This is a genomic window from Pseudomonas bharatica CSV86, from assembly GCF_000319305.2.
Taxonomy (GTDB): Bacteria; Pseudomonadota; Gammaproteobacteria; order Pseudomonadales; family Pseudomonadaceae; genus Aquipseudomonas; species Aquipseudomonas bharatica.
Genome location: NZ_AMWJ02000002.1, coordinates 2127603 through 2153380, shown reverse-complemented (window position 1 = coordinate 2153380; position 25778 = coordinate 2127603). Strand labels below are relative to the sequence as shown.

Here is a 25778-nt window from a genome sequence, read left to right as displayed (position 1 = left end):
CGATGCCGGCGGCTAGTGTGCCAGCCGCGAGCCGTCGTGGCTATCGGCGCACCACCAGGTAGAGCCCTGCGGCGAGCATCAGCCAGGCCGGCCAGACGCTGGTGGCGACCAGGTTGCCGGCCGTGCTGGCGACGACTGCGCCGCCTGCGAGCAGGGCCGCCCCGACCAGGCGCAGGGCCCAGTGGTCCTGCTGCTTCCACGGGGCGGGCGGGTCATTGAGGTGCGGCTGCGACATGCGTTCGAGCAGGTCGCGGGTCATGTTGGCCAAGTGCGGCACCTGCTCGACCTGGCTGTGCAGGTTCTGCAGCAGGGTCTTCGGGCTCACCCGCTCGCGCATCCAGCGCTCCAGGAACGGCTGGGCGGTGGTCCATAGGTCCAGGTCCGGGTAAAGCTGGCGGCCCAGGCCTTCGATGTTCAGCAGGGTCTTCTGCAGCAGCACCAGTTGCGGCTGCACTTCCATGTTGAAGCGCCGCGCCGTCTGGAACAGGCGCATCAGCACCTGGCCGAAGGAAATATCCTTGAGCGGCTTCTCGAAGATCGGCTCGCACACGGTGCGGATCGCCGCTTCGAATTCGTTGAGCTTGGTCTGCGCCGGCACCCAGCCGGAATCGATGTGCAACTGCGCGACGCGGCGGTAGTCGCGCTTGAAGAACGCAAACAGGTTGCGGGCCAGGTAGTCCTGGTCTTCCGGGGTCAGGCTGCCGACGATGCCGCAGTCGATGGCGATGTACTGCGGGCTCCACGGCTTCACTGTGCTGACGAAGATGTTGCCGGGATGCATGTCGGCGTGGAAGAAGCTGTCGCGGAATACCTGGGTGAAGAAGATCTCCACGCCACGCTCGGCAAGCATCTTCATGTCGGTGCGCTGGTCGGCCAGGCTTTCCAGGTCGGTGACCTGGATTCCGTAGATGCGCTCCATCACCAGCACTTTCGGCCGGCACCAGTCCCAATAGACCTGCGGCACGTACATCATGTCCGAGCCCTCGAAATTGCGCCGCAACTGGCTGGCATTGGCCGCCTCGCGGAGCAGGTCGAGTTCGTCGTAGATGGTCTTCTCGTAGTCGCTGACCACGTCCACCGGGTGCAGCAGGCGCGCGTCCGCCGATACCCGCTCGGCGCCTCGGGCGATCAGGAACAGCCAGGCCAGGTCCTGGGCGATCACCGGCTTGAGGCCGGGACGCACCACCTTGACCACCACTTCCTCGCCGCTCTTCAGGCGCGCGGCATGGACTTGGGCCACCGAAGCCGAGGCCAGCGGCTCGACGTCGAAGCGCGAAAAGACTTCGCTGACCTTGGCGCCCAGTTGCTCCTCGATCAGCGCCACGGCTTTTTGCGGGTCAAAAGGCGGGACGCGGTCCTGCAGCAGCATCAGTTCGTCAGCGATGTCCGCCGGCAAAAGGTCGCGGCGGGTGGAAAGCAACTGGCCGAACTTGATGAAGATCGGGCCGAGGTCCTGCAGGGCCAGGCGCAGGCGCGCACCACGGCTCAGTTCGGACTTGCGGCGCGGCAGCCAGCGCCACGGCATGAGCAGGCGTAGCGAGGCCAGCCACCAGGGCAGGGGCAGGTCGAACAGCAGGTCATCGAGACGGTAGCGGATGACGACGCGCTGGATGCGCAACAGACGGCGTACGGCGAGCAGCTTCATGCGTTATCGCTGGATTCAAGGGATCGGGCAAGGCGCTCGATGCGCGCCTCGAGGCGTTCAATGTCGAGCTTGAGGGTATCGAGTTCGGCGAAGCGGGCTTCGGCTTCGCGCTGGCCGACCAGGGTGCGCGATTCCTCGGCCAGGTACTCCGAGGCGGTGCGGCCCAGGTTCGATAGGCTGCTGCGGGTCCAGCGCGCGCGGCTGCGCAGGTGGCTGCCGAGCAATTGGGTGGCGACCGGGCCGAGCCAGCGGGAGACTTCGTACTCCCAGTCCAGCTCCAGGTCCTGGAGTACGCCGACCAGGTCGAGCAATACGGTGCTGTCGCCGTCCAGTTCGACCTGCGGGCTGTGCAATACGGCGGTCTTGTCTTGGCTCAGGGCCAGTTGTACCAGGCTGCTGGCCGGGGCGCGCAGGGTGCAGTCGGGGGCATTGGCCCACTGGCTGGCCAGGAGCAGGCCTTCGTCGCTGGGCAGGATGAACAGTTGCAGGGCCGGCTGGCGGCAGTCGATGGCAATCACCTTGCCATCGAGGGGGCCAGGCGCGGCAGCGCGGTGCTGTCCAGGCGCAGGACACGGTTGATGCCGTGTTCGACGCTGGCGAGAAGGCCGGCGACCAGCATCAGGGCTTGATACCGCGATGCAGGGCGACGATGCCGTTGGTCATGTTGTGGTAGGTGACGCGGTCGAAGCCGGCGTCGACCATCATGGCCTTGAGGGTTTCCTGGTCGGGGTGCATGCGGATCGACTCGGCCAGGTAGCGGTAGCTTTCCGAATCGTTGGTGATCAGCTTGCCGGCCAGCGGCATGAAGGCGAAGGAGTAGGCGTCGTAGACCTTGGACATCAGCTTGCTGGTCGGCTTGGAGAACTCCAGCACCAGCAGGCGACCGCCGGGCTTGAGTACACGCAGCATGGAGCGCAGGGCGTCGTCCTTGTGCGTCACGTTGCGCAGGCCGAAGGCGATGGTCACGCAGTCGAAGTGGTTGTCGGGGAACGGCAGTTTTTCCGCATCGGCCTGGACGAACTCGACGTTGCCGGCCACGCCCAGGTCGAGCAGGCGGTCACGGCCGACCTTGAGCATCGAGGCGTTGATATCGGCCAGCACGACCTGGCCGGTAGGGCCGACCAGGTGGGAGAACTTGCGGGTCAGGTCGCCGGTACCGCCGGCGATGTCCAGGACCCGGTTGCCGCTGCGCACACCGGACAGCTCGATGGCGAAGCGTTTCCACAGGCGGTGCATGCCGCCGGAAAGCACGTCGTTCATCAGGTCGTATTTGGCGGCTACCGAATGAAAGACCTCGGCGACCTTGTCGGCTTTCTGGCTTTCAGGGACGCTCTGGTAACCGAAATGAGTGGTGGGTTCGGCGTTATCGCCTTTGCGCTGCTCGTTCATATCGCTTCACCGGGAAAAATTACTCGCCATTCTAGGGCGTGGAACTGCATTTGTCTTGGCGGGGTTGTCGCGGCTGTAGGCGGGGGCATAATGCGCCAGTATGCCCTTGCAGCCAGGACCTCATGAATGACCCAGATCAGCGTTGAACGTAAACACAGCCTCGGCCGCGACGCCGCCCGTCAGAAGGCCGAAGCCCTGGTCGAAAAGCTCTCCCGCGAGTACGACCTGAAGGCCCAATGGAAGGGTGACCGGGTCGAGGTCAAGCGCAGCGGCGCCAATGGCAGCGTGGAGATCGGCGACGACAGCATCCGCGTGGAACTCAAGCTGGGCATGATGCTGTCGATCATGGGCGGCACTATCAAGGCCGAGATCGAGCGGGCGCTGGACAAGGCGCTGGCCTGAATCCTGCGACCGGGGCGTGCAATGCGTCCCGGTCTTTAGGGTGTCGATTCTAATTTTTCTCCGTAACGTGCTCTGCAATCCCCGATCCGTGGGTAGTTCTTCCATTCCTTTCAATGAGTGCGAGGTGCAGAACATGGCCAAAGTGATCCTGAAGAAAAAAGACGATGTCCAGGGCAGCCTGGGTGAAGTGCGCGGCTATGCGCGCAAGATCTGGCTGGCGGGCCTGGGCGCCTACACCCGGGTCGGCCAGGAGAGTGCTGATTACGTGAAGGACCTGATCAAGGCCGGCGAAGCCGTGGAAAAACGCGGCAAGAAACGCATCGATCGCGAGCTCGACGCGGCCAACGGCGAGATCGATTCGGCCAGGCAGGAGCTGCGCAGCGTCAAGGGAAAAGTCGAAGTTCAGCTCGACAAAATAGAAAAGGCTTTCGACACACGGGTCGCCAGCGCCTTGAATCGCATCGGCATTCCGTCTAAACATGACGTGGAGACACTTTCCGCCAAGCTCGATGAGCTGACGGCATTGCTCGAACGTGTCGCGGGCAAACAATAAGGAGAGCGGGATGGCTGGCAAGAAGACTACTGAGAAAGAAGGCAGCTCCTGGATCGGGGGAATCGAGAAGTACTCCCGCAAGATCTGGCTGGCGGGCCTGGGTATTTATTCGAAGATCGACAAGGACGGCACCAAGCTCTTCGACGATCTGGTCAAGGATGGCGAGAAAGCTGAGAAGCAGGCCAAGAGCAGCGTCGACACGGCCAAGGAGACCGCAAAGTCGGCGACCTCCCGTGTCGGTGATGTGAAGGACCGCGCGCTGGGCAAGTGGAGTGAACTGGAGGAAGCGTTCGACAAGCGCCTGAACAGTGCTATCTCGCGTCTCGGCGTACCGAGCCGCAACGAGGTCAAGGCACTGCACAGCAAGGTCGATACGCTGACCAAGCAGATCGAGAAGCTGACCGGCAAATCGGTGACGCCGGTTTCCACGGCCAAGCCTGCGGCGGCCAAGGCGACTGCTGCGAAGCCGCTGGCCAAGGCGGCACCCAAGGCAGCGGCCAAGCCTGCGGCGAAAACCGCGGCGGCCAAACCTGCAGCCAAGGCTGCCGCGGCGAAACCTGCGGCGGCCAAGCCGGCAGCCAAACCTGCAGCGGCGAAAACCGCTGCTGCGAAACCGGCTGCCAAGCCTGCGGCCAAGCCAGCAGCGAAACCCGCAGCCGCCAAACCGGCAGCCAAGCCGGCTGCGGCGAAGAAGCCGGCGGTGAAGAAAGCTGCGGCACCGAAGCCTGCGGCCAAGCCAGCGGCTCCGGCTGCCAGCGCGGCTCCAGCAGCCAGCGCCGCACCGGCCGCCAACAGCGCTCCGGCGCCATCGGCACCGGCCACGCCCACCAGCCAGACCTGATCACAGGCGGCTGCAAACAAAACGCCCGGCTCAGTGCCGGGCGTTTTGTTTTGTCCTTTCGGGCCTCATCGCTGGCAAGCCAGCTCCCACAGGTACAGTGCCGCTCTCAAGGGCAGTGGTGACCCTGTGGGAGCTGGCTTGCCAGCGATGGGCCTCAAGCCTTGCAGATGCCGCCGGCAACGGCGCGAACCTGTGGGAGCTGGCTTGCCAGCGATGGGCCTCAAGCCTTGCAGATGCCGCCGGCAACGGCGCGAACCTGTGGGAGCTGGCTTGCCAGCGATAGGGCCATCAGCCTTCCAGATACCTCAAAGCCAACTGCTCCGCCGCATGCCGCGACGGCAATTCCAGGTGCGGTGCCACCAGCATCATCACCTGGTACACCACCACACCCACCTCCGCTTCCTTGGCCAGTACCCGCTGGTAATCCAGGGAAAACAGCAAGGTCAGGGTGATCTGTTCCACCAGTTGCCCCAGCGCCCGGGTGTCGCTGATCACCTGCCCCTGCGCCTTGAGATTGGCCAGCAGCGTGGCCAGGGTGCGTTTCAGTCCGTTGAGCAGGTTCCTGATGCCCCGCGCCAGCTTGGGCAAGCGCCCGGTCAGGTTCGACAGGTCCTGGAACAGGAACCGGTACTGCGCCATGCGCTCGACGATCAGGTGCAGGAACAGCCAGTAATCCTCGGCATCCAGGCGCACTTCCAGCGGCGGATCAAGCAGCGGCGTCAGTTCCTCCTCGAAACGCTCGAACAGGCCGAGCACCAGCGGCTCCTTGCCGTGGAAGTGGTAATACAGGTTGCCAGGGCTGATCCCCAGTTCGTTGGCGATCTCAAGGGTCGAGACGTTAGGTTCGCCCTGCTCGTTGAACAGCAGCAGGGCACATTCAAGGATGCGGTCGCGGGTCTTCATCCGGTCCTCTGCTCAGCGCACCAGCACGTACTGGCCCGGTGCAGGGTCCATCGCCGGGTAGCTGGCGCTGCCCAGGCTTGTGCCGGTTTCACGCAGGGCGCCGGAACGCCCCTGGATCCACTCCAGCCACAGCGGCCACCAACTGCCCTCGGTCTTTTCGGCATCGTAGTACCAGGCCCTCGGGTCGCTGCTGAGCTTGGCGTTGAGCACATAGTGCGCCTTGGGATTGCCCGGCGGGTTGATGATGCTCTGCACATGGCCGCTGTTGGACAGCACGAAGCGTCGCTCGCCGCCGAGCAGCAGGGCCGAGCGGTACACCGCGTCCCACGGAGTGATGTGGTCGTTGTGCCCGGCGACATGAAAGCTGTCGACGCCGATCTTGCCCAGGTCGATCGGCGTGCCGCATACCTCCAGCCCGGCGGGATGGGCCAGCGGGTTGTATTTGAAGAAGTCCAGCAGGTCGCCATGCAAGGCGGCGGGCAGGCGCGTGGTGTCGTTGTTCCAATAGAGGATGTCGAACGGCGGCGGGGTCTTGCCGAGCAGGTAGTTGTTGACGAAATAGTTCCACACCAGGTCGTTGGGGCGCATCCAGGCGAACACCCGGCTCATCTCGCCACCGTCGAGCACGCCTTGCTGGTAAGAGCGGCGCTTGGCCGCCTCGAGGGTCTGCTCGTCGGCGAACAGGCTGGCGGCGCTTTCCATCTGGCTGTCCAGCAGGCTGACCAGGTACGTGGCGCTGTGTACCCGGCGCAGTTGCCGCTTGGCCTGCAAGTGACCCTGCAACGCCGCCATGGTCAGGCCGCCGGCACAGGCGCCCATCAGGTTGACGTCGCGGCTGCCGGTGATGGAGCGACAGACGTTCAAGGCTTCCTCCAGCGCCGCCACATAACTCGACAGGCCCCATTCGCGATGACGCGGGTCTGGATTGCGCCAACTGATCATGAACACCTGGAGGTTGTTCTTGAGCATGTACTGCACGTAGCTGTTGCCGGGGCCGAGGTCGAACACATAGAACTTGTTGATCTGCGGCGGCACGATCAGCAGCGGCCGGGCGTACTGCTTTTCGCTCATCGACCTGTACTGGATCAGCTCCAGCAGCTCGTTGCGAAACACCACCGCGCCCGGGGTGGTGGCGAGGTTGCGACCGACCTCGAAGGCGTCCTTCGCCACCTGGCGCGGCATGCCATTGTTATGGCGCAGATCGTCCAGCAGGTGGCCGAGGCCGCGTACCAGGCTCAGCCCGCCGGAATTGAAGACTTCCTTGACCGCCTCGGGGTTGAGCAGGGTATTGCTCGGCGATACGGCATCGTTGAGCAGGGTGAAGAGGAAGTGCGCGCGGGCGCGGTCGTCCTCGTCCAGGCTGCTTTCATCGATCCACTGGCGGGTCTGTTTCTGCCAGGCCAGGTAGGCCTGCAGGCCTCGGCGATAGAAGGGGTTGAGGCTCCAGGCCGGGTCCTTGAACCGATTGTCCCGCGAACCGGGCTGGTGCAGGGTATCGCCCAGCAGCACGCGGCCCAGTTGGCCGCCCAGTTCGAGCAGGTGACGTGCGGTGTAGAGCGGATGGCGCAGCCCATGGCGACCGACGTTGCGCAGGGTCGAGACCAGGTCGCGCCCGCGCAGTCCTGTGATGGCGCTCTGCACATTGATATAGGTGGAGGGGGTAGGCGCTACCGCCTTCACGGGCTTGTCTTTCATCGGGCAACACTCCGTCGTCGGGCCATCGACAAACTGAACCAGGATTCATGAGCGACTCCACCTCGACCAGCGCGCCCGCATGCTTCGACGTTCCTGTCGAAAGTGCGGGCGATGAGGGGCGGTTCAGGCGCTCGGGGCGGGCCGGGGGTGCATGACGGCGCGTTGGCGTTCCTCCTGGAGGAACTTCATGATGATTGGCGCCACCGCCTCGGCACGGGTAATCAGAAACAAATGTCCATCGTCGATTATGTGTAGCTGGGCATTGGGGATTCGCCAAGCCAGGAAACGCATATTGATCAGCGGGATCAGCGGGTCGTCGTCGCCGGCCAGCACCAGGGTCGGTTGCTGGATCTTGTGCAGCCAGTGGGCGCTGGTCCAGCCGAGGCCGGCGAACAGCTGCCAGTAGTAGCCGAGCTTGCCGCCCGAGCGCACCTTGGACGCATGGTGCAGCGCCAGGTCCGGATCGCGGCGGAAGGCGCCGCCGTAGATCAGCGGGGCGATGCGGATCACGTGGGAAGGCTGCACGTAGCGCCGCGGGCTCGCCATCATCCACAGCACCTTGGGCTTGCCCGGCACCATCACTGCGCCAGCGGCCGTGGCAGCCAGTACCAGCTTCTTGCAGCGCTCCGGATAGTCGTGGGCGAACTGCTGGGCCAGGGCGCCACCCCACGACACGCCGATGGCGTTGACCTGGCCGTAGTCGAGGTAGTCGAGCATGCGCGCGGCCAGCTTGGCCAGGCCGGGGAAGCGATAGGGATGCCTGGGCGTGGACGAACCCCCGACCCCGGGCACGTCGAAGGCAATGACTTCGAGGTCCGGGTCCAGGGCCTGGATAAAGGGAAATACCAGCTCGAGGTTGGCGCCGATGCCGTTGAAGATGAGCAGCGGCGTCAAGTGCGGCTTGCCGGGGCGAACCGCGGTGCGGATGGTCTGGCCATCCAGGTCGACGGTTCGGAAAACGTACGGTTGCGGCATGCGCGGACCCTGTGTGCGAATAAGGCGCCGCCGGTTTCAGGCCGGCGGCGCGGCGGTTTCAACGCTCGTGGACGTAGGTGCCCGGCGACGCCTCGCCCGCCGGATAGGCCTTGTTGCCGAGCACGGTCGGCGCCGGTTTCAGTTCGCCGGAGCGCTCGCCCAGCCAGTTCTGCCAGTACAGCCACCAGGAATCGGTGTGCTTGTTGGAGTTTTCCTGCCAGGCGTTGGGGTCGGCAGGCATCTCCTTGCTGGTCATGTAGCGTGCCTTGGGGTTGCCCGGCGGGTTGAGAATGCTCTGGATGTGTCCGCTGTTGGACAACACGAATTCGACATTGCCGCCGAACAATTGCGCCGACCTGTAGCAGGACTGCCACGGCGTGATGTGATCGGCGGTTCCGGCGACGCAGAAAATATCGGTGCTGACCTGCTTGAGGTCGATGGGCGTTCCGCATACCTCGAGGGCATTGGGGCGGGTCAGCGGGTTGTTCTTGAACATCTCGATCAGGTCGCCGTGGAAGGCAGCCGGCAGGCGCGTGGTGTCGTTGTTCCAGAACAGGATGTCGAACACCGGCGGCTCGTTGCCCAGCAGGTAATTGTTGACCCAGTAGTTCCAGATCAGGTCGTTGGGCCGCATCCAGGCGAAGACCTTGGCCATGTCGCGGCCTTCCAGCACCCCGGCCTGGTAGGAGTGGCGCTTGGCCGCTTCGAGGGTCTGCTCGTCGACGAACAGCGCTACCTGGGTATCCAATGTGGTGTCGAGCACGCTGACCAGCAGGGTAAGGGCATTGACCTTGCGCTCGCCCAGCGCGGCGTAATGGCCGACCAGCGCGGTGCAGGTGATGCCGCCGGAGCAGGCGCCGAGCATGTTCAGGTCGTCGCTGCCGGTGATTTCCAGCACCACGTCGACCGCTTCCTTGAGCGCGTCGATATAGGTCGACAGGCCCCACTCGCGCTGGGCCTTGGTCGGGTTGCGCCAGCTGATGATGAAGGTCTGCACCGTGGAACGCAGGCAGAAGCGCGCCAGGCTTTTTTCCGGGCTGAGGTCGAAGACGTAGAACTTGTTGATCTGCGGCGGCACCACCAGCAGCGGACGCTCGTGGACCTGCTCGGTGATCGGGCCGTACTGGATGAGTTCAAGTACATCGTTGCGGTACACCACGGCGCCTTCGCTGGTGCCGAGGTTCTTGCCGACCTCGAAGGCCTCCATGTTCACCTGGCTGGGCATGCCGCCGTTGTTGACCATGTCCTTGGCCAGGTTGGCCAGGCCGTCGAGCAGGCTCTTGCCACCGGTTTCGAAGAAGCGCTTGACCGCCGCCGGGTTGGCCATGGTGTTGGTCGGGGCCATGGCTTCGGTCATCAGGTTGATGACGAAGTGGGCGCGGCTGATATCGGTGTCGGACAGGTTGCTGGCGCCGACCCAGTCATGCAGCTCCTTGCGCCAGGCCAGGTAGGTCTGCAGGTAGCGGCGATAAAGGGGGTTCTGGCTCCAGGCCGGATCGTTGAAGCGACGGTCGTCGCTTTCCGGCTGCAGGCTGGATTTGCCGAAGATCACGTCCTTGAGCTCCATGCCGAAGTGCGCGACATGCTTGGCGCTGTGCAGCGGTTGCCGGATGGCCTGGCGCAGCACCATGCGGGCAGAAGTCAGCAGATCCTTGCGGCGCAAGCCTATGACCGGGTTCAGACCCAGCGTGTTTTCCGAGGCTTGGCGCTGCAGGTCATCGTTACTCTTGTTGCTCATCTACGACGCTCCGTTGTCCTGAGACGAGTACCGCTCGGCGACTGGCGACTACCAGACCAATGCCGGTACTGCTGCTCGGGTGACCAATGATAACGAGTTGCGATCCTGCGGCCGGCCGAGAGGGGCGTTGAGCGTTGCGGGGTAATGTCCGCATCGAGAAGACTGCCTGCTTTCGCTCGCTTTCTCGGCATCCCGGCCCGTTCCCTTTCTCCGTGCAGAGGATGCAGGGAACCTGCCAGGTCCATTGGTTACCCGACTTTCCATCAATGCGCAAGCCGGCCAGATGATGGCCGGTGCCGCAGGCATTCAAGCAGATCGGTTTAGAAAATGCGCTCTAAACAGCAGAGTGCCGAGCTAGAGCATCAGCTTGATGACAGACTCGGACGGGTCGCGGGATTTGCCGGCAGCGGCGAGATCCTTGAGGTATTCGGCCCAGAGTTCGTCCTGGCGCAGGCACAGCTGTTCGAGGTACTCCCAGGTGAACAGTCCGCTGTCGTGGCCGTCGTCGAAGGTCAATTTCAGTGCGTATTGGCCGGCGGGCTCGATCTTGTCCAGGCCGACGCCAAGCTTGCCGAACTGCAGGATGGGATTGCCGTGGCCCTGGACCTCGGCGGAAGGGGAGTGCACGCGCAGGAACTCGGCGGGCAGGTGATAGACCTCGCCCGGGCCGTAGGTCAGGCTCAGGGTCTTCGAGGCTTTGTGCAGGTTGATTGCGGTGGGCAGGCGGGACATGTCGGGCTCCTTGGCTACAGGGCCGCACGCTACAAGCTGGACATCGGCGACGTCCAGCTTGTAGCGTATCGAGGCTTACAGAATGTAGCGCGACAGGTCTTCGTTCTGTGCCAGTTCACCGAGATGGCTGTTCACGTATTCGGCGTCGATGCGGATCGGCGCCTCACTGTGGGCAGCGGCCAGGTCGCCGGCGCTGAACGACACTTCTTCGAGCAGGCGTTCGAGCAGGGTGTGCAGGCGACGGGCACCGATGTTCTCGGTCTTCTCGTTGACCTGCCAGGCGATCTCGGCGAGGCGCTTGATGCCTTCCGGGGCGAACTCGATATGCAGGCCTTCGGTCTTGAGCAGCTCGCTGTATTGCAGGGTCAGCGAAGCGTGCGGCTCGCTGAGGATGCGCTCGAAGTCTTCCGGGCTCAGGGCCTTGAGTTCGACGCGGATCGGCAGGCGGCCTTGCAGCTCGGGAACCAGGTCGCTCGGCTTGCTCAGGTGGAACGCGCCGGAAGCGATGAACAGGATGTGGTCGGTCTTGACCATGCCCAGCTTGGTGTTGACGGTGCAGCCTTCGATCAGCGGCAGCAGGTCGCGCTGCACGCCTTCGCGCGAGACATCGGCACCGCCGACGTTGCCGCGCTTGGCGACCTTGTCGATCTCGTCGATGAACACGATGCCATGCTGCTCGACCGCTTCCAGGGCCTTGGCCTTGAGTTCTTCCTCGTTGACCAGGCGTCCGGCTTCTTCGTCACGCACCAGCTTGAGCGCTTCCTTGACCTTGAGCTTGCGGCTCTTGCGCTTGCCCTTGCCCATGTTGGCGAACAGGCTCTGCAACTGGTTGGTCATCTCTTCCATGCCCGGCGGCGCGGAGATATCGACGCCCATGGCTTCGGCCACTTCGATCTCGATTTCCTTGTCGTCCAGCTGGCCTTCGCGCAGGCGCTTGCGGAACAGCTGGCGGGTGTTGGAGTCGGCGCTTGGCGCGGCGTCCTCGTTGAAGCCGGCGCGGGCCGGTGGCAGCAGGGCGTCGAGGATACGGTCCTCGGCGGCGTCTTCGGCGCGGTGGCGCACGCGGATCATTTCCTGCTCGCGGAGCATCTTGATCGCCGCATCGGCGAGGTCGCGGATGATCGATTCGACGTCACGGCCGACATAGCCGACTTCGGTGAACTTGGTCGCTTCGACCTTGATGAACGGCGCATTGGCCAGCTTGGCCAGGCGGCGGGCGATCTCGGTCTTGCCGACGCCGGTCGGGCCGATCATCAGGATGTTCTTCGGGGTGACTTCGGCACGCAGCTCGGCAGGGAGCTGCATGCGCCGCCAGCGGTTGCGCAGGGCAATGGCGACGGCGCGCTTGGCGTCGTCCTGGCCGATGATGTGGCGGTTGAGTTCGTGGACGATCTCGCGGGGGGTCATGGACATGGTATGTGGTGGTCCCGTGGCGGTGGTGTCAGCGTGGAAAAGCCCGGCGGTGTATCCGGGCGCCAGAACAGCTGAATCACTCGGCCAGGTCCTGCTCCTCGATGGTCAGGTTGTGGTTGGTGAACACGCAGATGTCGCCGGCGATGTTCAGGGCGGTCTCGGCGATTTCCCGGGCCGACAGGTCGGTCTTTTTCAGCAGGGCGCGTGCGGCGGCCTGGGCGTAGGCGCCCCCGGAACCCATGGCGATCAGGCCGTCCTCGGGTTCGACCACGTCACCGTTGCCGGTGATGATCAGCGAGGCGTCCTTGTTGGCGACCGCGAGCATGGCTTCCAGGCGGCTCAAGGAACGGTCGGTACGCCATTCCTTGGCCAGCTCGACGGCGGCGCGGATCAGATGGCCCTGGTGTTTTTCCAGTTGGCCTTCGAAGCGCTCGAAGAGGGTGAAGGCGTCGGCGGTGGCACCGGCGAAACCGGCGATGACCTGGCCGTGGTACAGGCGACGGACCTTCTTGGCGTTGCCTTTCATCACGGTGTTGCCGAGGGAAACCTGGCCGTCGCCGCCCATGACGACTTTGCCGTGGCGACGAACTGAAACGATGGTGGTCAAGGGAGAGTCTCCACGCAGCGGGGCGAAAATGCCTGTGCAGACTCATATGGGGGTGCAGGGAAGGATTTCAACCTTGGGGGACGGGTGGTGCGACCTTGGTCGGAGACCGCAGTGCCCTCAATCGCTGGCAAGCCAGCTCCCACAGGGACCACCTCAGGCCTGAGCCTTGCAGTGAACCTGCCACAGGGATCACCTCAGGCTTGAGCCTTGCAGTGAACCTGCCACAGAGACCATCTCAGGCCTGAGACTTGCAGTAAACCTGCCACAGGGACCACCTCAGGCCTGAGCTTGCAGTTAACCTGCCACAGGGATCACCTCGGGCCTGAGCCTTGCAGTGAACCTGTGGGAGCTGGCTTGCCAGCGATGCTTTTAGCGTCTCAGCCTTCGTGGCTGATATGCCCATCCACCACGGTGTACCGTACGGCACCCGGCAGGCAGTGGCCGATGAACGGGCAGTTGTCGCCCTTCGAGCGCCATTGCTCGCCCGCCACGGTGGAGGCTTGCGGGTCGAACAGCACCAGGTCGGCGGCGGCGCCGGACTTCAGCTCGCCTGCCGGCAGGCGCAGCGCCGCAGCGGGGCCGGCCGACAAACGCTTGAGCAGGGTCGGCAGGTCCAGCAGGCCATCGGCAACCAGGGTCATCGCCAGTGGCAGCAGCAGTTCCACGCTGCTGATGCCCGGCTCGGTGGCGCCGAACGGGGCCAGCTTGGCATCCCGCTCATGCGGCTGGTGATGACTGGAAATCGCCTGGATCACCCCAGACTTCACCGCTTCGCGCAGGCCGTCGCGGTCGGCGCGGGTGCGCAGCGGCGGTTGCACGTGGTATAGGCTGGAGAAGTCCACCAGCGCTTCATCGGTAAGAATCAGCTGGTACAGGGCAACGTCTGCGGTCACCGGCAGGCCGCGGGCCTGGGCCTGGGCGATCAGTTGCGCGCCGCGGGCGCTGGTCAACTGGCTGAAGTGCGCCCGTACGCCGGTTTGTTCCACCAGCAGCAGGTCCCGGGCCAGGGCCACTGTTTCCGCGGTTTCCGGGATGCCCGGCAGGCCGAGGAAGCTGGCCATGGCACCTTCGTGGGCCAGGCCGCCGGCGGCCAGGTCGCGATCCTGGGAGTGGAAGATCACGGTCAGGTCGAAGGTCGCCGCGTACTCCAGCGCCCGGCACAGGGTGCGGGTGTTGCCGAAGCTTTCCAGGCCATTGCCGAAGGCCACACAGCCCGCATCGCGCAGGGCCACCAGTTCGGCCAGTTGCTCGCCTTCCAGGCCCTTGCTCAGGGCGCCGATCGGAAACACCTTGGCATGCCCGGCCGCACGAGCGCGGTCGATGACCAGTTCGGCCACGGCCGAGGTGTCCAGCACAGGCTTGGTGCGGGGCGGGCAGCACAGGCTGGTCACGCCACCGGCAGCGGCGGCGCGGGTTTCGCTGGCGATGGTGCCCTTGCGGCTGTAGCCCGGCTCGCGCAGGGCCACGCTGAGGTCGACCAGGCCCGGCGCGGCCACCAAGCCGGCGGCGTCGATGCTGCGCGTGGCCTTGAATCCGGCCGGGGCGGCGCCGATGGCGACGATCCTGCCGCCTTCGACGTGCAGGTCGGTGACCTGGTCCAGGCCGCTGTTGGGGTCGATGACCCGGGCGCCGAGGATACTGAGGGTCACTGGGCGTTCTCCTGCTCGAATTGACGTTGGGCGTTCTGCCCGCTCATGGCCATGGACAGCACCGCCATGCGCACGGCGATACCGTAGGTGACCTGGTTGAGAATCACCGAATGGGCACCGTCGGCCACCGCCGACTCGATCTCGACGCCACGGTTGATCGGCCCCGGGTGCATGACGATGGCATCCGGCTTGGCGCCGGCCAGGCGCGCGGTGGTCAGGCCGAACAGGCGATAGAACTCGCCTTCGCTCGGCAGCAGGCCGCCGGCCATGCGCTCGCGTTGCAGGCGCAGCATGATGACGACATCGACATCCTTCAGGCCCTGGGCGAGGTCGGTGTAGACCTTCACGCCGTACTGCTCGATACCGATCGGCAGCAGGGTTTTCGGCCCGATCACGCGGATGTCCGGGCACCCCAGGGCCTTCAGTGCCAGCATGTTCGAGCGCGCTACCCGCGAGTGCAGGATGTCGCCGACGATGGCTACGGAGAGGTTTTCGAAGCCGCCCTTGTGCCGACGAATGGTCAGCATGTCGAGCATGCCCTGGGTCGGGTGGGCGTGACGGCCGTCGCCGCCGTTGATGATCGCCACCTCAGGGCACACGTGCTCGGCGATGAAGTGCGCGGCACCGGAGTCGGCATGGCGCACCACGAACATGTCGGCGGCCATGGCCTCGAGGTTGCGCAGGGTGTCGAACAGCGTCTCGCCCTTGCTGGTCGAGGAGGTCGACACGTTCAAGGTGATCACGTCCGCCGACAGCCGCTGGGCGGCCAGTTCGAAGGTGGTGCGGGTACGGGTGGAGTTCTCGAAGAACACGTTGCACACGGTCTTGCCGCGCAGCAACGGGACTTTTTTCACCGCCCGGGCGCCGACTTCGAGGAAGGAGTCGGCGGTATCAAGGATTTCGGTGAGCAGCTCGCGGGGCAGGCCGTCGAGCGAGAGGAAGTGGCGCAGCTGGCCCTGGTCATTGAGCTGCAGCGGGCGCTTGGCGTCGATTGGCGTCATCGCGGGGGACTCTTAAAGGGCGGAAGCGGGGGCGAGGTCCTGGCGCTCGAGGGCGAGCGGCGCGGGGCCGGTCAATTTTACCCGTTCGTGAGCGGCCAGCGACAGGGTCGCGCCAACCACGTTCGGGCGGATCGGCAGCTCGCCAGCATCGAGGTCGAGCAGGCAGACCAGGGTCACGCTGGCCGGGCGGCCGTAATCGAACAGCTCGTTGAGGGCAGCGCGGATGGTGCGACCGCTCATCAGCACGTCGTCCACCAGCACCAGGTGCTGGCCTTCGATCTCGAACGGCAGCTCCGACGGGCGCACCTGCGGGTGCAGGCCGTTCTGGCTGAAGTCGTCACGGTAGAAGGATACGTCCAGGGTGCCGAGGGGCTCCTGGCTGCCCAGCTCGTCCAGCAGGGCCTGGGCCACCCAGACGCCACCGGTACGGATGCCGATGTAGCGTGGCTCGGTGATGGCGCGGCGGCTCAGATGGGCGCGTAGGTCGACGGCCATCTGCCGGATCAGTTCGGCGGGATTGGGTAGGCTCATGCTTGCTCCTGGAAAGGGCCGGTTCATAACCGATGATCGGGGAGTTACGACTGTGCGGCGTTGGCCTCCAGCCAGCCTTGCAGCAGCAGGGCGGCGGCGATGGCATCGACCGGGTTGTCGCGATAGCTGCCACGCTGGCCGCCGCGGGCCATGCGCTCGCCCTTGGCTTCGAAGGTGGTCAGGCGTTCGTCGTGGGTGTGGACCGGCAGGTTGAAGCGGCCATTCAGGCGCCGGGCGAACTTCTCGGCACGCTCGCTCATCTCGCTGGGAGTGCCATCCATGTTCAGCGGCAGGCCAACGACAATGGCGTCGGGCTTCCATTCCTTGATCAGCTTTTCCACCTGGTTCCAGTCCGGTACGCCGTTCTGCGCCTTCAGCGTGCACAGCTCGCGGGCCTGGCCGGTGATGACCTGGCCCACGGCGACGCCGATCTGCTTGCTGCCGTAGTCGAAACCCAGCAGCAGACGAAGCTCGGCCATCAGGCGTGCCCCGCCTGGCTGGTCAGCAGGCTCAGGTTGATGCCCAGGCGTGTGGCGGCGGCGTTCAGGCGCAGCTCGGTGTCGGTAGCGAAGAGGATTTCCGCGTCGAACGGGCAGTTGAGCCAGGCGTTGTCGGCCAGCTCCGCCTCCAGTTGCCCGGCTTCCCAGCCGGCGTAGCCCAGGGTGATCAGGCTCTGCCGCGGACCGTTGCCCTCGGCGATGGCGAACAGCACGTCCTGGGAGGTGGACAAGGCCAGGCCGTCGAGCTGGATGGTGGCCTGGTAGGTGCGGTCGTTGGTGTGCAGGACGAAGCCCCGGTCGGTCTGCACCGGCCCGCCGATATAGATCGGCACGTTGACACTGAGCGGCGAGGGTTCTTCCTCGGGACGCAGTTGTTCGAGGATATCGGCCAGGTTCAGCTCCTGCGGGCGATTGATCACCAGGCCCATTGCCCCGTTCTCGTTGTGTTCGACGATGTAGGTCAGGGTCTGGGCAAAATTCGGGTCCGCCATGTGGGGCATGGCGATCAGGAACTGATGCTTGAGGTAACTCGGGCTGAAATTTTTCATACCGGCTAGTGTGGCGGCGAGGGACCGGGCTGACAAGCTGCAGCGTCGTTAATTGCTGGAGAGGCGGTCGCCGCGGGCAAAGCGCCAGGTGCGAACGATTTCCAGGCGGTCGACGTCGGCAAGGTCGCCCGTGAGCGGTGCGAAAGGCGCCGCCAGGCGCACGATGCGCTGCGCTGCCTGGTCCAGCAGCGGTTGCCCGGACGACTCGAGCACCAGCACTTCATAGAGCGAGCCGTCGCGATTGATCGACACCATCAGCCGCAGGCTGCCATAGATCTGCTGGCGGCGGGCCTCGTCGGGATAATTCAGGTTGCCGATGCGCTCGATCTTCTTGCGCCATTCGTCCTTATACCAGGCGCCCTTGTCCCGTGCGGTCGAGGCGGCACTGATGCGGTGGATGCGCGGGCGCTTGGCGTACAGCTGTTGCTCGTTGGCCAGTTCCGCTTCGAGGCTGGCGATCTGGCTGGACAGTTGCGAACTGTCGAAATCCGGGGTTTCGGCCTTGGGAGCCGGCTGTGGCTTGGCTTCCTTCGGCGCGTTCTGCACTTTCTGCGGCTTGGGAGCGACAGTGGTGACCGCCGCCTTGGCCGGCGGTGGCGGCACCTCTTCCTTGCGCGCTACCGGGGTGGCGTGACCTTGTTGACCTTGCTGTCCTGGAACGGCGCTACTTCGGTGGTCTTCGGTACCGCCGCCTTGTCCAGGGTGCCACTGCCCTGCTGGTTTTCCTGGGCAAGGAAATCGGCCTTGTGCGGCTTCACCTCGCTCTTGAACATCGCCAGGGTGATGTCCATGGAACGACGGATTTCCTCCGGTTTGGCGAAGCTGAAGCTCACCCCGAGAATCAGCGCCAGGTGCAGCAGCGCCGCCACGAACAGGGTAAAGCCGAGGCGGTCCGCCGGGCGGACGCGGGGCGGGACGAAGTCTGCGGGGATATCGGCGGGAAGCGTCATCGGTAGTCCAGCAGCCGGGGAAGGCCGGCGAAGCGGGGAAGCCAGGTCGAAAAGGGACCGGCATCATAACCCACTGCGCAGGCTTTCCTCTTGTCGTCGGTCAGCGTGCCTTGAGCTGGCGATCGATGGCGTCCATCAACTGCCCACCGATATTGGTGTTGTACGCCGCGTCGATCTCGCGGATGCAGGTCGGGCTGGTGACGTTGATCTCGGTGAGGTAGTCGCCGATCACGTCGAGGCCGACGAACAGCAGGCCCTTTCCCGCAGGGTCGGGCCGACCTGGGCGGCGATCCAGCGGTCGCGGTCGGTCAGCGGGCGGGCTTCGCCACGGCCGCCGGCCGCCAGGTTGCCGCGGGTCTCGCCACTGGCCGGAATCCGCGCCAGGCAGTAGGGCACCGGCTCGCCGTCGATCATCAGGATGCGCTTGTCACCGTCGGTGATCGCCGGCAGGAAGGCCTGCGCCATGATCTGCTGGGCGCCGTGCTGGGTCAGGGTCTCGAGGATCACCGACAGGTTCGGGTCGCCCGGACGGTGACGGAACACCGAGGCGCCGCCCATGCCGTCGAGCGGCTTGAGGATCACGTCGCCATGGGTCGCGGCGAACTCACGCAGGATATCCGCGCGGCGGCTGACCAGGGTCGGTGCCATGCACTGCGGGAAACGGGTGGCGAACAGCTTCTCGTTGCAGTCGCGCAGGCTTTGCGGGCGGTTGACCACCAGCACGCCTTCGGCCTCGGCCTGCTCCAGCAGGTAGGTGCTGTAGACGAACTCCATGTCGAAGGGCGGATCCTTGCGCATCAGGATCACGTCGAGGTCGGCCAGCGGTGCGTCTTGCTCGGCTTCCAGTTCGAACCAGCGCTCGGGGTTGGCGAACACCTTCAATCCACGCATCTGCGCGCGGGCCTGGCCAGCGCCCAGGTAAAGGTCCTTCTGTTCCATATAGAACAGCTCCCAGCCGCGCTCCTGTGCGGCCAGCAGCATGGCCAGCGAGCTGTCCTTCTTGTAGGAGATGGACGCGATGGGGTCCATGACAATGCCGAGGCGAACGCTCATGGGGGGTAAATCCTCTCGGCGGCCCGGGGCCGCGGTGGTTGCAAGGAAAAGTGGCTCAGGGTGGCGCCCGGGACGCTGGCGGTCAAGGGAAAAACGCAGCGCAGCCCGGGCCCGGCGTGGCTCGATGGTATGCACCCTTGAGTATGCTAAAAATGCGGGCATGTGGCCGGCAAGGCGCTATCCGACAGCAATGGTAGAGCGAATATGGTTCAGCCCGACACGGCATTGAAAGTGATGGTGATCGACGATTCCAAGACGATTCGCCGCACCGCCGAGATGCTGCTCGCCGAAGCGGGATGCGAGGTGATCACGGCCATCGACGGTTTCGATGCCCTGGCCAAGATCGTCGATCATCGCCCCGGCATCATCTTCGTCGACGTCCTGATGCCGCGCCTGGACGGGTACCAGACCTGCGCCCTGGTCAAGCACAACAGCGCCTTCAAGGACATTCCGGTGATTATGCTGTCGTCCCGCGACGGCCTGTTCGACAAGGCCCGCGGACGGATCGTCGGCTGCGATCAGTTCCTGACCAAACCGTTCGGCAAGGAAGAACTGCTGGAAGCCATCCGCGCCCATGTGCCGGGCTTCACGGCGGAAGAACAACACGCACCCTGACGCCGGCCCGCAAGCGCTGGCGTCTTTCCTTATACGAGGAACAGCATGGCCCGAATTCTTATCGTCGACGACTCGCCGACCGAGACCCACAGATTCACCCAGATGCTCGAGAAGCAAGGGCACCAGGTGCTCAAGGCGGCCAATGGCGCCGATGGCGTGGCCCTGGCGGCCCAGGAAAAGCCCGATGCAGTGCTGATGGATGTCGTCATGCCCACCATGAACGGCTTCCAGGCTACCCGCAGGTTGAGCAACGACCCGGCGACCAAGGACATCCCGGTGATCATCGTCACCACCAAGGACCAGGAAACCGACAAGGTCTGGGGCACGCGCCAGGGCGCCAAGGCCTACCTGGTCAAGCCGGTGGAAGAAGACGACCTGGCCAGGGTGCTCGACAGCGTCCTGAAGGGTTGAACCGCATCACCATGGGCGAATCGCTGACCGCCTTCGAGCTGCTGCTGGACATCGACCGGCGCTGCCGCCTGCTGGCCGCCGACCTGCCGTTGCAGGAAACCCGCCTGCAGACCTGGAGCGGTATCGGCTTTCGTCTGGGCGAGCATTGTTTCGTCGCCCCCATGGGCGAAGTGGCCGAAGTGCTGACTGCCCCGCGCCTGAGCCGGATTCCCGGGGTCAAGCCATGGGTGGCCGGGGTCACCAACCTGCGTGGCCAGTTGCTGCCAGTCACCGACCTCGGCGGTTTCCTCGGCCTGGAGGCGCACCAGGGCCGCAAGCAGCGCCGGGTATTGGTGGTGGACCACGATGAACTGCTCGCCGGCCTGCAGGTGGACGAAGTGCTTGGTCTTCAGCATTTCGCCCTCGACGGTCTCGATCTGGCGCCGCCGTCACCCTTGCTGGGCAGCGCGGCTCCCTTTATCGGGTATCCGGAATTTCTGGTTGATAAAATGCCAAAGATGTAAAGAAGAAAATCTTTCTCAGCGGATTATCTGATTGATCCTCTTCAGCCTACTCTACTGCCAATTTTCTGTTTCCACCTTCGCCTGAGTCTTCATAGCGATGCTGACTAGGGAGGACAGCGAGAGCTGGGCAAGCGTCAAAGCGGTTCTGGTTCATGCGCAATCCGGACACCTGCACAACATTCCTCTTGTAAGAAACCGATCAAATTCTCTAGGTGCCCATACTCGGGTATACAGACAATCGTGCGGCTATGTTTCTCCTGCCGGATCAGCCCTACCTTGGCCATGCGCGCAAGGTGATGTGATAGCGTCGAAGCAGGAATACCCAGCCCCTTCTGGATATCTCCGACCGAAGCCCCATCATGGCCAGCTTTGACCAGAAAGCGGAACACGGACAGTCGGTGACTATTCCCTAGCTCAGCTAAGCTGGCTGCAACCTTTTCGTGATCCATAGCACGCCCCAATAATTCGATGTTTCTAGAATTATAGTTGACAGGTCGGATAAACGCAAGTAGGCTGCGTACATCATTTCGACAATACTAGAAATATAGGAGTAATATTGAATGTCATCTCAACTCCAAGACGCTCTAGGCATGTTCGCCTTTCTCGCTATCGAGCTATCGGTTTTATTCATTGGCATTAGCTTGCTGGTCGGAGTTCTTCAACGTCACATCCCACCATCCAAGGTGGAAGCGTTACTGACTTCCAGTGGGAAGCGAGGCTATTTTCTTGCTGCTGGTTTAGGAGCTATAACGCCCTTCTGTAGTTGCTCGACTATCCCCATGTTGAAAGGGTTGATTCGGGCACGGGCCGGTTTTGGGCCGATGATGGTGTTTCTTTTCTCATCTCCGTTGCTGAATCCTATCGTCGTCGGCCTGCTGGTTGCCACGTTTGGATGGACACTTACTGCTATCTATGTGCTCGCCGCTTTGGTGGTCGCGGTAGGTGCCGGATGGCTGCTTCACACGCTTGGCTTCGAGCGTTATGTGCGCCGGACGGCGACACAAGAGAGCAGTGGATGTAGTTCATCAGCAAGCCCGTGCAGTGCTACATCGACCGCATCGAGTTGCGGCACCAACAGCTGCGACACCACTCCGAAGACGGCTTCTTGCGGGGCTGATAGGAAGACAACAGTCTCTACGTCTAGCGAATGCTGTGACAGTCAACCCACTGTCACGGTTAAGAAAGAAGGGAAGTACAGTGGTGTGTGGCGGGAAGCTTGGTCGGACTTTATCGATGTGTTGCCTTACCTGCTCATCGGTATTGCGATTGGCAGCGTGATCTATGGTTTCATGCCCACTGACTTATTGGAGCAGTATGCAGGCCCAGATAATCCCTTTGCCATTCCAGTTGCCGCTGTCATCGGCGTGCCGTTGTATATTCGCGCTGAAGCCGTCATACCTCTGGCAGCGGCTCTGATGGCCAAAGGCGTGGGTGCCGGGACGGTGCTAGCGTTGATCATCGGCAGTGCCGGAGCCAGCCTGACTGAGCTCATTCTGTTGCGCTCTTTGTTCACGCTGAAGCTTTTAGCGGCGTTTTTAGCAGTCATTTTTGCTATGGCGATGATTGCCGGTTACGCCACCTACCTGTTTTTCTGATCAAGGCGGGAGATGATTAATTCGTTAAGCCTTCCTGGGTACCAGTTGGTGGATTCTGATGAGCAGAATGAAGACATACATTTTCGGCTTGAAGCACCTACACCAGTAGCCTGCGAGGGGTGCGGCGTGCAGGGTGAGTTCGTGCGGTTCGGCAAGCGTGACGTTCCCTATCGTGATCTGCCCATCCACGGCAAGCGGGTCACTCTCTGGGTGGTCCGCCGCCGATACACCTGCCGGGCCTGCAAGACAACATTCAGGCCCCAGCTACCGGAGATGGTGGACGGATTCCGTATGACACTGCGGCTGCATGAGTACGTGGAGAAGGAATCCTTCAACCACCCCTACACCTTTGTGGCGGCACAGACCGGCCTGGACGAGAAGACGGTGCGCGACATCTTCAACGCCCGCGCCGAGTTCCTGGGGCGCTGGCACCGCTTCGAGACGCCCCGCATCCTGGGCATTGACGAGCTATACCTGAACAAGCGCTACCGCTGCATTCTGACCAACATTGAGGAGCGAACCCTGCTCGACCTGCTGGCCACCCGCCGCCAGGACGTGGTGACCAACTACCTGATGAAGCTGAAAGACCGGCAGAAGGTCGAGATCGTCAGCATGGACATGTGGAACCCCTACCGGGCAGCGGTCAAGGCTGTGCTGCCCCAGGCCCGTATCGTGGTCGATAAGTTCCATGTGGTGCGCATGGCCAACGATGCCCTAGAGAGAGTGCGCAAGGGCCTCAGAAAGGAGCTGAAACCGTCCCAGAGCCGGACTCTCAAGGGAGACCGGAAAATCCTGCTGAAACGCGCTCACGAAGTCTCAGACCGGGAGCGCCTCATCATGGAGACCTGGACAGGCGCGTTCCCGCAACTGCTGGCCGCCTACGAGCACAAGGAGCGCTTCTACGGCATCTGGGACGCCACCACACGGCTCCAGGCAGAAGCCGCCCTGGACGAGTGGATAGCCACCATCCCGAAGGGCCAAAAGGAAGTCTGGAGCGATCTGGTCAGGGCAGTGGGAAACTGGCGCGAAGAGACCATGACCTACTTCGAGACGGACATGCCCGTCACCAACGCTTACACGGAGTCCATCAACCGACTGGCCAAGGACAAGAACCGTGAAGGGCGCGGTTACTCCTTCGAGGTGATGCGGGCACGAATGCTCTACACCACGAAGCACAAGAAGAAGGCACCGACTGCGAAGGTCTCTCCTTTCTACAAGAAAACCATCGGTTACGGACTGCCGGACTTCGCAGAGGAACTCAACTACGGAGTCGATCTATCAACCATCTGATAATGGTATCAGGTTGGTGGGGTAAAGGTGCCCCATCAACCATTAAATCCGTATACCCCCTTTATCCAGGGGCACTTCCAGCGCGAGCACTGCTGGGGGATTTTCAGCCCGTTCGCCCTGGCCCAGTCCCGGGCTTTCTCGATGTCGCGCTGTAGTAGAGGAACGCCAGAACCGTGAGCCAGTCCAAGCCCGTCAATTCGCTCAAAGGATCGCGCAGCAGCGCGCAGATCGCGGCGTTGTTCGTCGTGCTGATCCTGTCGATCATCCTGCTGTTCGCCAACTTCGCCTACCTCAACACCCAGGCCAACCACGACAAGCAGTACATCGGGCACGCCGGCGAACTGCGCGTGCTGTCGCAGCGCATCGCCAAGAACGCCACCGAAGCGGCGTCCGGCAAGACCGTGGCGTTCCGTCTGCTGAGCGAGGCGCGCAACGATTTCGAACAGCGCTGGAGCTACCTGAAGAAAGGCGACCCCGCCACCGGCCTGCCCTCGGCGCCAGCGGCGGTGCGCAGCGAGATGGAGGCCGTGCAGCGCGACTGGGAGACGTTGCGCAAGAACACCGACGTGATCCTTGCCAGTGAACAGACCGTGCTGTCCCTGCACCAGGTCGCCGCCACCCTGGCCGAGACCGTGCCGCAGTTGCAGGTCGAGTACGAGAAGGTGGTGGAAATCCTCCTGCAAAGCGGCGCTCCGGCCGCCCAGGTAGCGGTGGCCCAGCGCCAGGCATTGCTGGCCGAGCGCATCCTCGGTTCGGTGAATACCGTCCTGGCCGGCGACGACGCCTCGGTGCAGGCCGCCGATGCCTTCGGTCGTGACGCCAATCGCTTCGGCCAGGTCCTGGAGGGCATGCTCGGCGGCAACCCGGCGATCCAGGTTACCCGTGTGCAAGACCCGGACGCCCGCGCCCGTCTCGGTGAAATCGCCGAGTTGTTCCAGTTCGTCGCCGGCTCCGTGGACGAGATCCTGGAAACCTCGCCCGAGCTGTTTCGCGTGCGCGAGGCCGCCGGGAACATTTTCAGCCTGTCCCAGACCTTGCTCGATGAAGCCTCGCGCCTGGCCACCGGCTTCGAGAACCTCGCCGGTGGACGCACCCTAGACACCGTCGGCGGCTATGTGCTGGGCCTGCTGGCGCTGGCATCGATCATCCTGATCGGTTCGGTGATGGTCCGTGAAACCCACCGCCAGCTCAGTGAAACGGCCGAGAAGAACGAGCGCAACCAGCAGGCGATCATGCGCCTGCTCGACGAAATCGAAGATCTGGCCGATGGCGACCTGACCGTCACCGCGTCGGTTACCGAGGATTTCACCGGGGCCATCGCCGACTCGATCAACTATTCCATCGACCAGCTACGCGACTTGGTGGCGACCATCAACCTCAGCGCCGAGCAGGTCGCCGCCGCCGTGGAAGACACGCAGAACACCGCGCACTTGTTGGCCAAGGCGTCCGAGCATCAGGCCCAGCAGATCGCCGATGCCTCCATGGCGGTGGGCGACATGGCCGAGTCCATCGACCGGGTATCCGGCCACGCCTACGAATCGGCCAAGGTGGCCGAACGTTCGGTGGCCATCGCCAACAAGGGCAACGAGGTGGTGCACAACACCATCCATGGGATGGACAACATTCGCGAGCAGATCCAGGACACCGCCAAGCGGATCAAGCGCCTGGGCGAGTCTTCCCAGGAGATCGGCGATATCGTCAACCTGATCGACGACATTGCCGACCAGACCAATATCCTGGCGCTCAACGCGGCCATCCAGGCCTCCATGGCCGGCGAGGCCGGGCGCGGCTTTGCCGTGGTCGCCGACGAAGTGCAGCGCCTGGCAGAGCGTTCGTCCTCGGCGACCCGGCAGATCGAGGCGCTGGTGCGGGCGATCCAGGTCGATACCAACGAAGCGGTCATTTCCATGGAGCAGACTACCGCCGAGGTGGTGCGCGGCGCGCGCCTGGCACAGGACGCCGGCGTGGCCCTGGCCGAGATCGAAGGGGTGTCGCAGACGCTGGCCGAGCTGATCCTGAGCATTTCCGACGCGGCCCAGTTGCAGACTTCGTCGGCCGGGCAGATCTCCCATACCATGGCGATCATCCAGCAGATCACCTCGCAGACCTCGTCCGGCTCCACTGCCACTGCCGAAAGCATCGGCAACCTGGCGCGCATGGCCAGCGAGATGCGGCGGTCGGTTTCGGGCTTTACCCTGCCGCCGAATCCAGAGTCCCGCTGACCCTGTGGGAGCTGGCT

The 25778-nt window shown here is 63.7% G+C and carries 24 protein-coding genes and 4 pseudogenes; 10 read left to right on the top strand and 18 right to left on the bottom strand.

Going from position 1 to position 25778, the window contains the following annotated elements:
• Positions 1-40 precede the first annotated feature (40 nt).
• The 3 genes and pseudogenes from ubiB to ubiE form a co-directional block, all read right to left on the bottom strand.
• Positions 41-1645, bottom strand: coding sequence for a ubiquinone biosynthesis regulatory protein kinase UbiB (ubiB, locus tag CSV86_RS23650; protein ID WP_009397767.1), 1605 nt, complete (start codon positions 1643-1645; stop codon positions 41-43).
• Positions 1642-2264: pseudogene (locus CSV86_RS23645) on the bottom strand (ubiquinone biosynthesis accessory factor UbiJ). The gene ubiB and the pseudogene CSV86_RS23645 overlap by 4 nt, the downstream one beginning before the upstream one ends.
• Positions 2264-3034: a bifunctional demethylmenaquinone methyltransferase/2-methoxy-6-polyprenyl-1,4-benzoquinol methylase UbiE gene (ubiE, locus tag CSV86_RS23640; RefSeq protein WP_009397771.1), complete on the bottom strand. Its 771-nt coding sequence runs from the start codon at positions 3032-3034 to the stop codon at positions 2264-2266. The pseudogene CSV86_RS23645 and the gene ubiE overlap by 1 nt, the downstream one beginning before the upstream one ends.
• Before the next feature lie 126 nt (positions 3035-3160).
• Between ubiE and CSV86_RS23635 the strand changes: the two genes are divergently transcribed.
• From CSV86_RS23635 to CSV86_RS23625, 3 genes are all read left to right on the top strand, one after another.
• On the top strand, positions 3161-3436 hold the full coding sequence (locus CSV86_RS23635; RefSeq protein ID WP_009397773.1) for a polyhydroxyalkanoic acid system family protein: 276 nt from the start codon (positions 3161-3163) through the stop codon (positions 3434-3436).
• 133 nt (positions 3437-3569) lie between these two features.
• A complete protein-coding gene (locus CSV86_RS23630; protein ID WP_009397775.1) occupies positions 3570-3989 on the top strand; it encodes a phasin family protein in 420 nt (139 codons plus the stop codon).
• A 10-nt stretch (positions 3990-3999) separates the two neighbouring features.
• Positions 4000-4830: a phasin family protein gene (locus CSV86_RS23625; protein WP_009397777.1), complete on the top strand. Its 831-nt coding sequence runs from the start codon at positions 4000-4002 to the stop codon at positions 4828-4830.
• A 288-nt stretch (positions 4831-5118) separates the two neighbouring features.
• Here CSV86_RS23625 and CSV86_RS23620 read toward each other — a convergent pair whose 3' ends face one another.
• The 14 genes and pseudogenes from CSV86_RS23620 to gshB form a co-directional block, all read right to left on the bottom strand.
• Positions 5119-5733 (bottom strand): TetR/AcrR family transcriptional regulator, encoded by a 615-nt coding sequence (locus CSV86_RS23620; RefSeq protein ID WP_009397780.1) that lies wholly within the window; start codon positions 5731-5733, stop codon positions 5119-5121.
• 12 nt (positions 5734-5745) lie between these two features.
• Entirely contained in the window at positions 5746-7428 is a 1683-nt protein-coding gene (phaC, locus tag CSV86_RS23615) for a class II poly(R)-hydroxyalkanoic acid synthase (protein WP_009397781.1), read from the bottom strand.
• A 123-nt stretch (positions 7429-7551) separates the two neighbouring features.
• Positions 7552-8403: a poly(3-hydroxyalkanoate) depolymerase gene (gene phaZ / locus CSV86_RS23610; protein WP_009397782.1), complete on the bottom strand. Its 852-nt coding sequence runs from the start codon at positions 8401-8403 to the stop codon at positions 7552-7554.
• A gap of 58 nt (positions 8404-8461) precedes the next feature.
• Positions 8462-10141, bottom strand: coding sequence for a class II poly(R)-hydroxyalkanoic acid synthase (gene phaC, locus CSV86_RS23605; RefSeq protein ID WP_009397783.1), 1680 nt, complete (start codon positions 10139-10141; stop codon positions 8462-8464).
• A gap of 354 nt (positions 10142-10495) precedes the next feature.
• The gene (locus CSV86_RS23600; RefSeq protein ID WP_009397784.1) at positions 10496-10873 is read right to left on the bottom strand and encodes a gamma-butyrobetaine hydroxylase family protein; all 378 of its coding nucleotides are present in this window, start codon (positions 10871-10873) and stop codon (positions 10496-10498) included.
• 75 nt (positions 10874-10948) lie between these two features.
• On the bottom strand, positions 10949-12286 hold the full coding sequence (gene hslU / locus CSV86_RS23595) for an ATP-dependent protease ATPase subunit HslU (RefSeq protein ID WP_009397785.1): 1338 nt from the start codon (positions 12284-12286) through the stop codon (positions 10949-10951).
• 76 nt (positions 12287-12362) lie between these two features.
• Positions 12363-12893: an ATP-dependent protease subunit HslV gene (gene hslV, locus CSV86_RS23590; RefSeq protein ID WP_009397786.1), complete on the bottom strand. Its 531-nt coding sequence runs from the start codon at positions 12891-12893 to the stop codon at positions 12363-12365.
• Positions 12894-13270: 377 nt separating this feature from the next.
• The gene (locus CSV86_RS23585; protein WP_009397787.1) at positions 13271-14542 is read right to left on the bottom strand and encodes a dihydroorotase; all 1272 of its coding nucleotides are present in this window, start codon (positions 14540-14542) and stop codon (positions 13271-13273) included.
• Positions 14539-15543, bottom strand: a complete 1005-nt coding sequence (locus CSV86_RS23580; protein WP_009397789.1) for an aspartate carbamoyltransferase catalytic subunit — start codon at positions 15541-15543, stop codon at positions 14539-14541. The genes CSV86_RS23585 and CSV86_RS23580 overlap by 4 nt, the downstream gene beginning before the upstream one ends.
• Positions 15544-15555: 12 nt before the next feature.
• Complete coding sequence (pyrR, locus tag CSV86_RS23575) at positions 15556-16074, bottom strand: bifunctional pyr operon transcriptional regulator/uracil phosphoribosyltransferase PyrR (RefSeq protein ID WP_009397791.1); 519 nt, start codon at positions 16072-16074, stop codon at positions 15556-15558.
• Positions 16075-16118: 44 nt separating this feature from the next.
• Complete coding sequence (gene ruvX, locus CSV86_RS23570) at positions 16119-16553, bottom strand: Holliday junction resolvase RuvX (protein ID WP_009397793.1); 435 nt, start codon at positions 16551-16553, stop codon at positions 16119-16121.
• On the bottom strand, positions 16553-17122 hold the full coding sequence (locus tag CSV86_RS23565; RefSeq protein ID WP_009397794.1) for a YqgE/AlgH family protein: 570 nt from the start codon (positions 17120-17122) through the stop codon (positions 16553-16555). Before CSV86_RS23565 ends, ruvX begins: the two co-directional genes overlap by 1 nt.
• A 48-nt stretch (positions 17123-17170) precedes the next feature.
• Positions 17171-18072, bottom strand: a pseudogene (locus tag CSV86_RS23560) (TonB family protein).
• A gap of 100 nt (positions 18073-18172) precedes the next feature.
• Positions 18173-19125 (bottom strand): annotated as a pseudogene (gene gshB, locus CSV86_RS23555) (glutathione synthase).
• Between the two features lie 204 nt (positions 19126-19329).
• On the opposite strand from gshB, the gene pilG reads away from it, so the two are divergent.
• The 3 genes from pilG to CSV86_RS23540 are packed head-to-tail and all read left to right on the top strand — an operon-like array spanning position 19330 to position 20654.
• The gene (gene pilG / locus CSV86_RS23550; protein WP_009397797.1) at positions 19330-19740 is read left to right on the top strand and encodes a twitching motility response regulator PilG; all 411 of its coding nucleotides are present in this window, start codon (positions 19330-19332) and stop codon (positions 19738-19740) included.
• A 45-nt stretch (positions 19741-19785) separates the two neighbouring features.
• On the top strand, positions 19786-20151 hold the full coding sequence (gene pilH / locus CSV86_RS23545; protein ID WP_009397798.1) for a twitching motility response regulator PilH: 366 nt from the start codon (positions 19786-19788) through the stop codon (positions 20149-20151).
• An 11-nt stretch (positions 20152-20162) separates the two neighbouring features.
• The gene (locus CSV86_RS23540; protein WP_170395138.1) at positions 20163-20654 is read left to right on the top strand and encodes a chemotaxis protein CheW; all 492 of its coding nucleotides are present in this window, start codon (positions 20163-20165) and stop codon (positions 20652-20654) included.
• A gap of 134 nt (positions 20655-20788) precedes the next feature.
• Here CSV86_RS23540 and CSV86_RS23535 read toward each other — a convergent pair whose 3' ends face one another.
• Entirely contained in the window at positions 20789-21103 is a 315-nt protein-coding gene (locus CSV86_RS23535; RefSeq protein ID WP_000349485.1) for an ArsR/SmtB family transcription factor, read from the bottom strand.
• A gap of 141 nt (positions 21104-21244) precedes the next feature.
• Between CSV86_RS23535 and CSV86_RS23530 the strand changes: the two genes are divergently transcribed.
• The 4 genes and pseudogenes from CSV86_RS23530 to CSV86_RS23515 all read left to right on the top strand — a co-directional run bounded on the left by CSV86_RS23530 (position 21245) and on the right by CSV86_RS23515 (position 25761).
• Entirely contained in the window at positions 21245-22249 is a 1005-nt protein-coding gene (locus CSV86_RS23530; RefSeq protein WP_040363373.1) for a permease, read from the top strand.
• 12 nt (positions 22250-22261) lie between these two features.
• Entirely contained in the window at positions 22262-23539 is a 1278-nt protein-coding gene (locus CSV86_RS23525; RefSeq protein WP_000610830.1) for an ISL3 family transposase, read from the top strand.
• Between the two features lie 30 nt (positions 23540-23569).
• A pseudogene (locus tag CSV86_RS23520) lies at positions 23570-23694 on the top strand (chemotaxis protein CheW); the annotation flags it as partial.
• Between the two features lie 18 nt (positions 23695-23712).
• On the top strand, positions 23713-25761 hold the full coding sequence (locus tag CSV86_RS23515) for a methyl-accepting chemotaxis protein (protein WP_009397800.1): 2049 nt from the start codon (positions 23713-23715) through the stop codon (positions 25759-25761).
• Positions 25762-25778 lie beyond the last annotated feature (17 nt).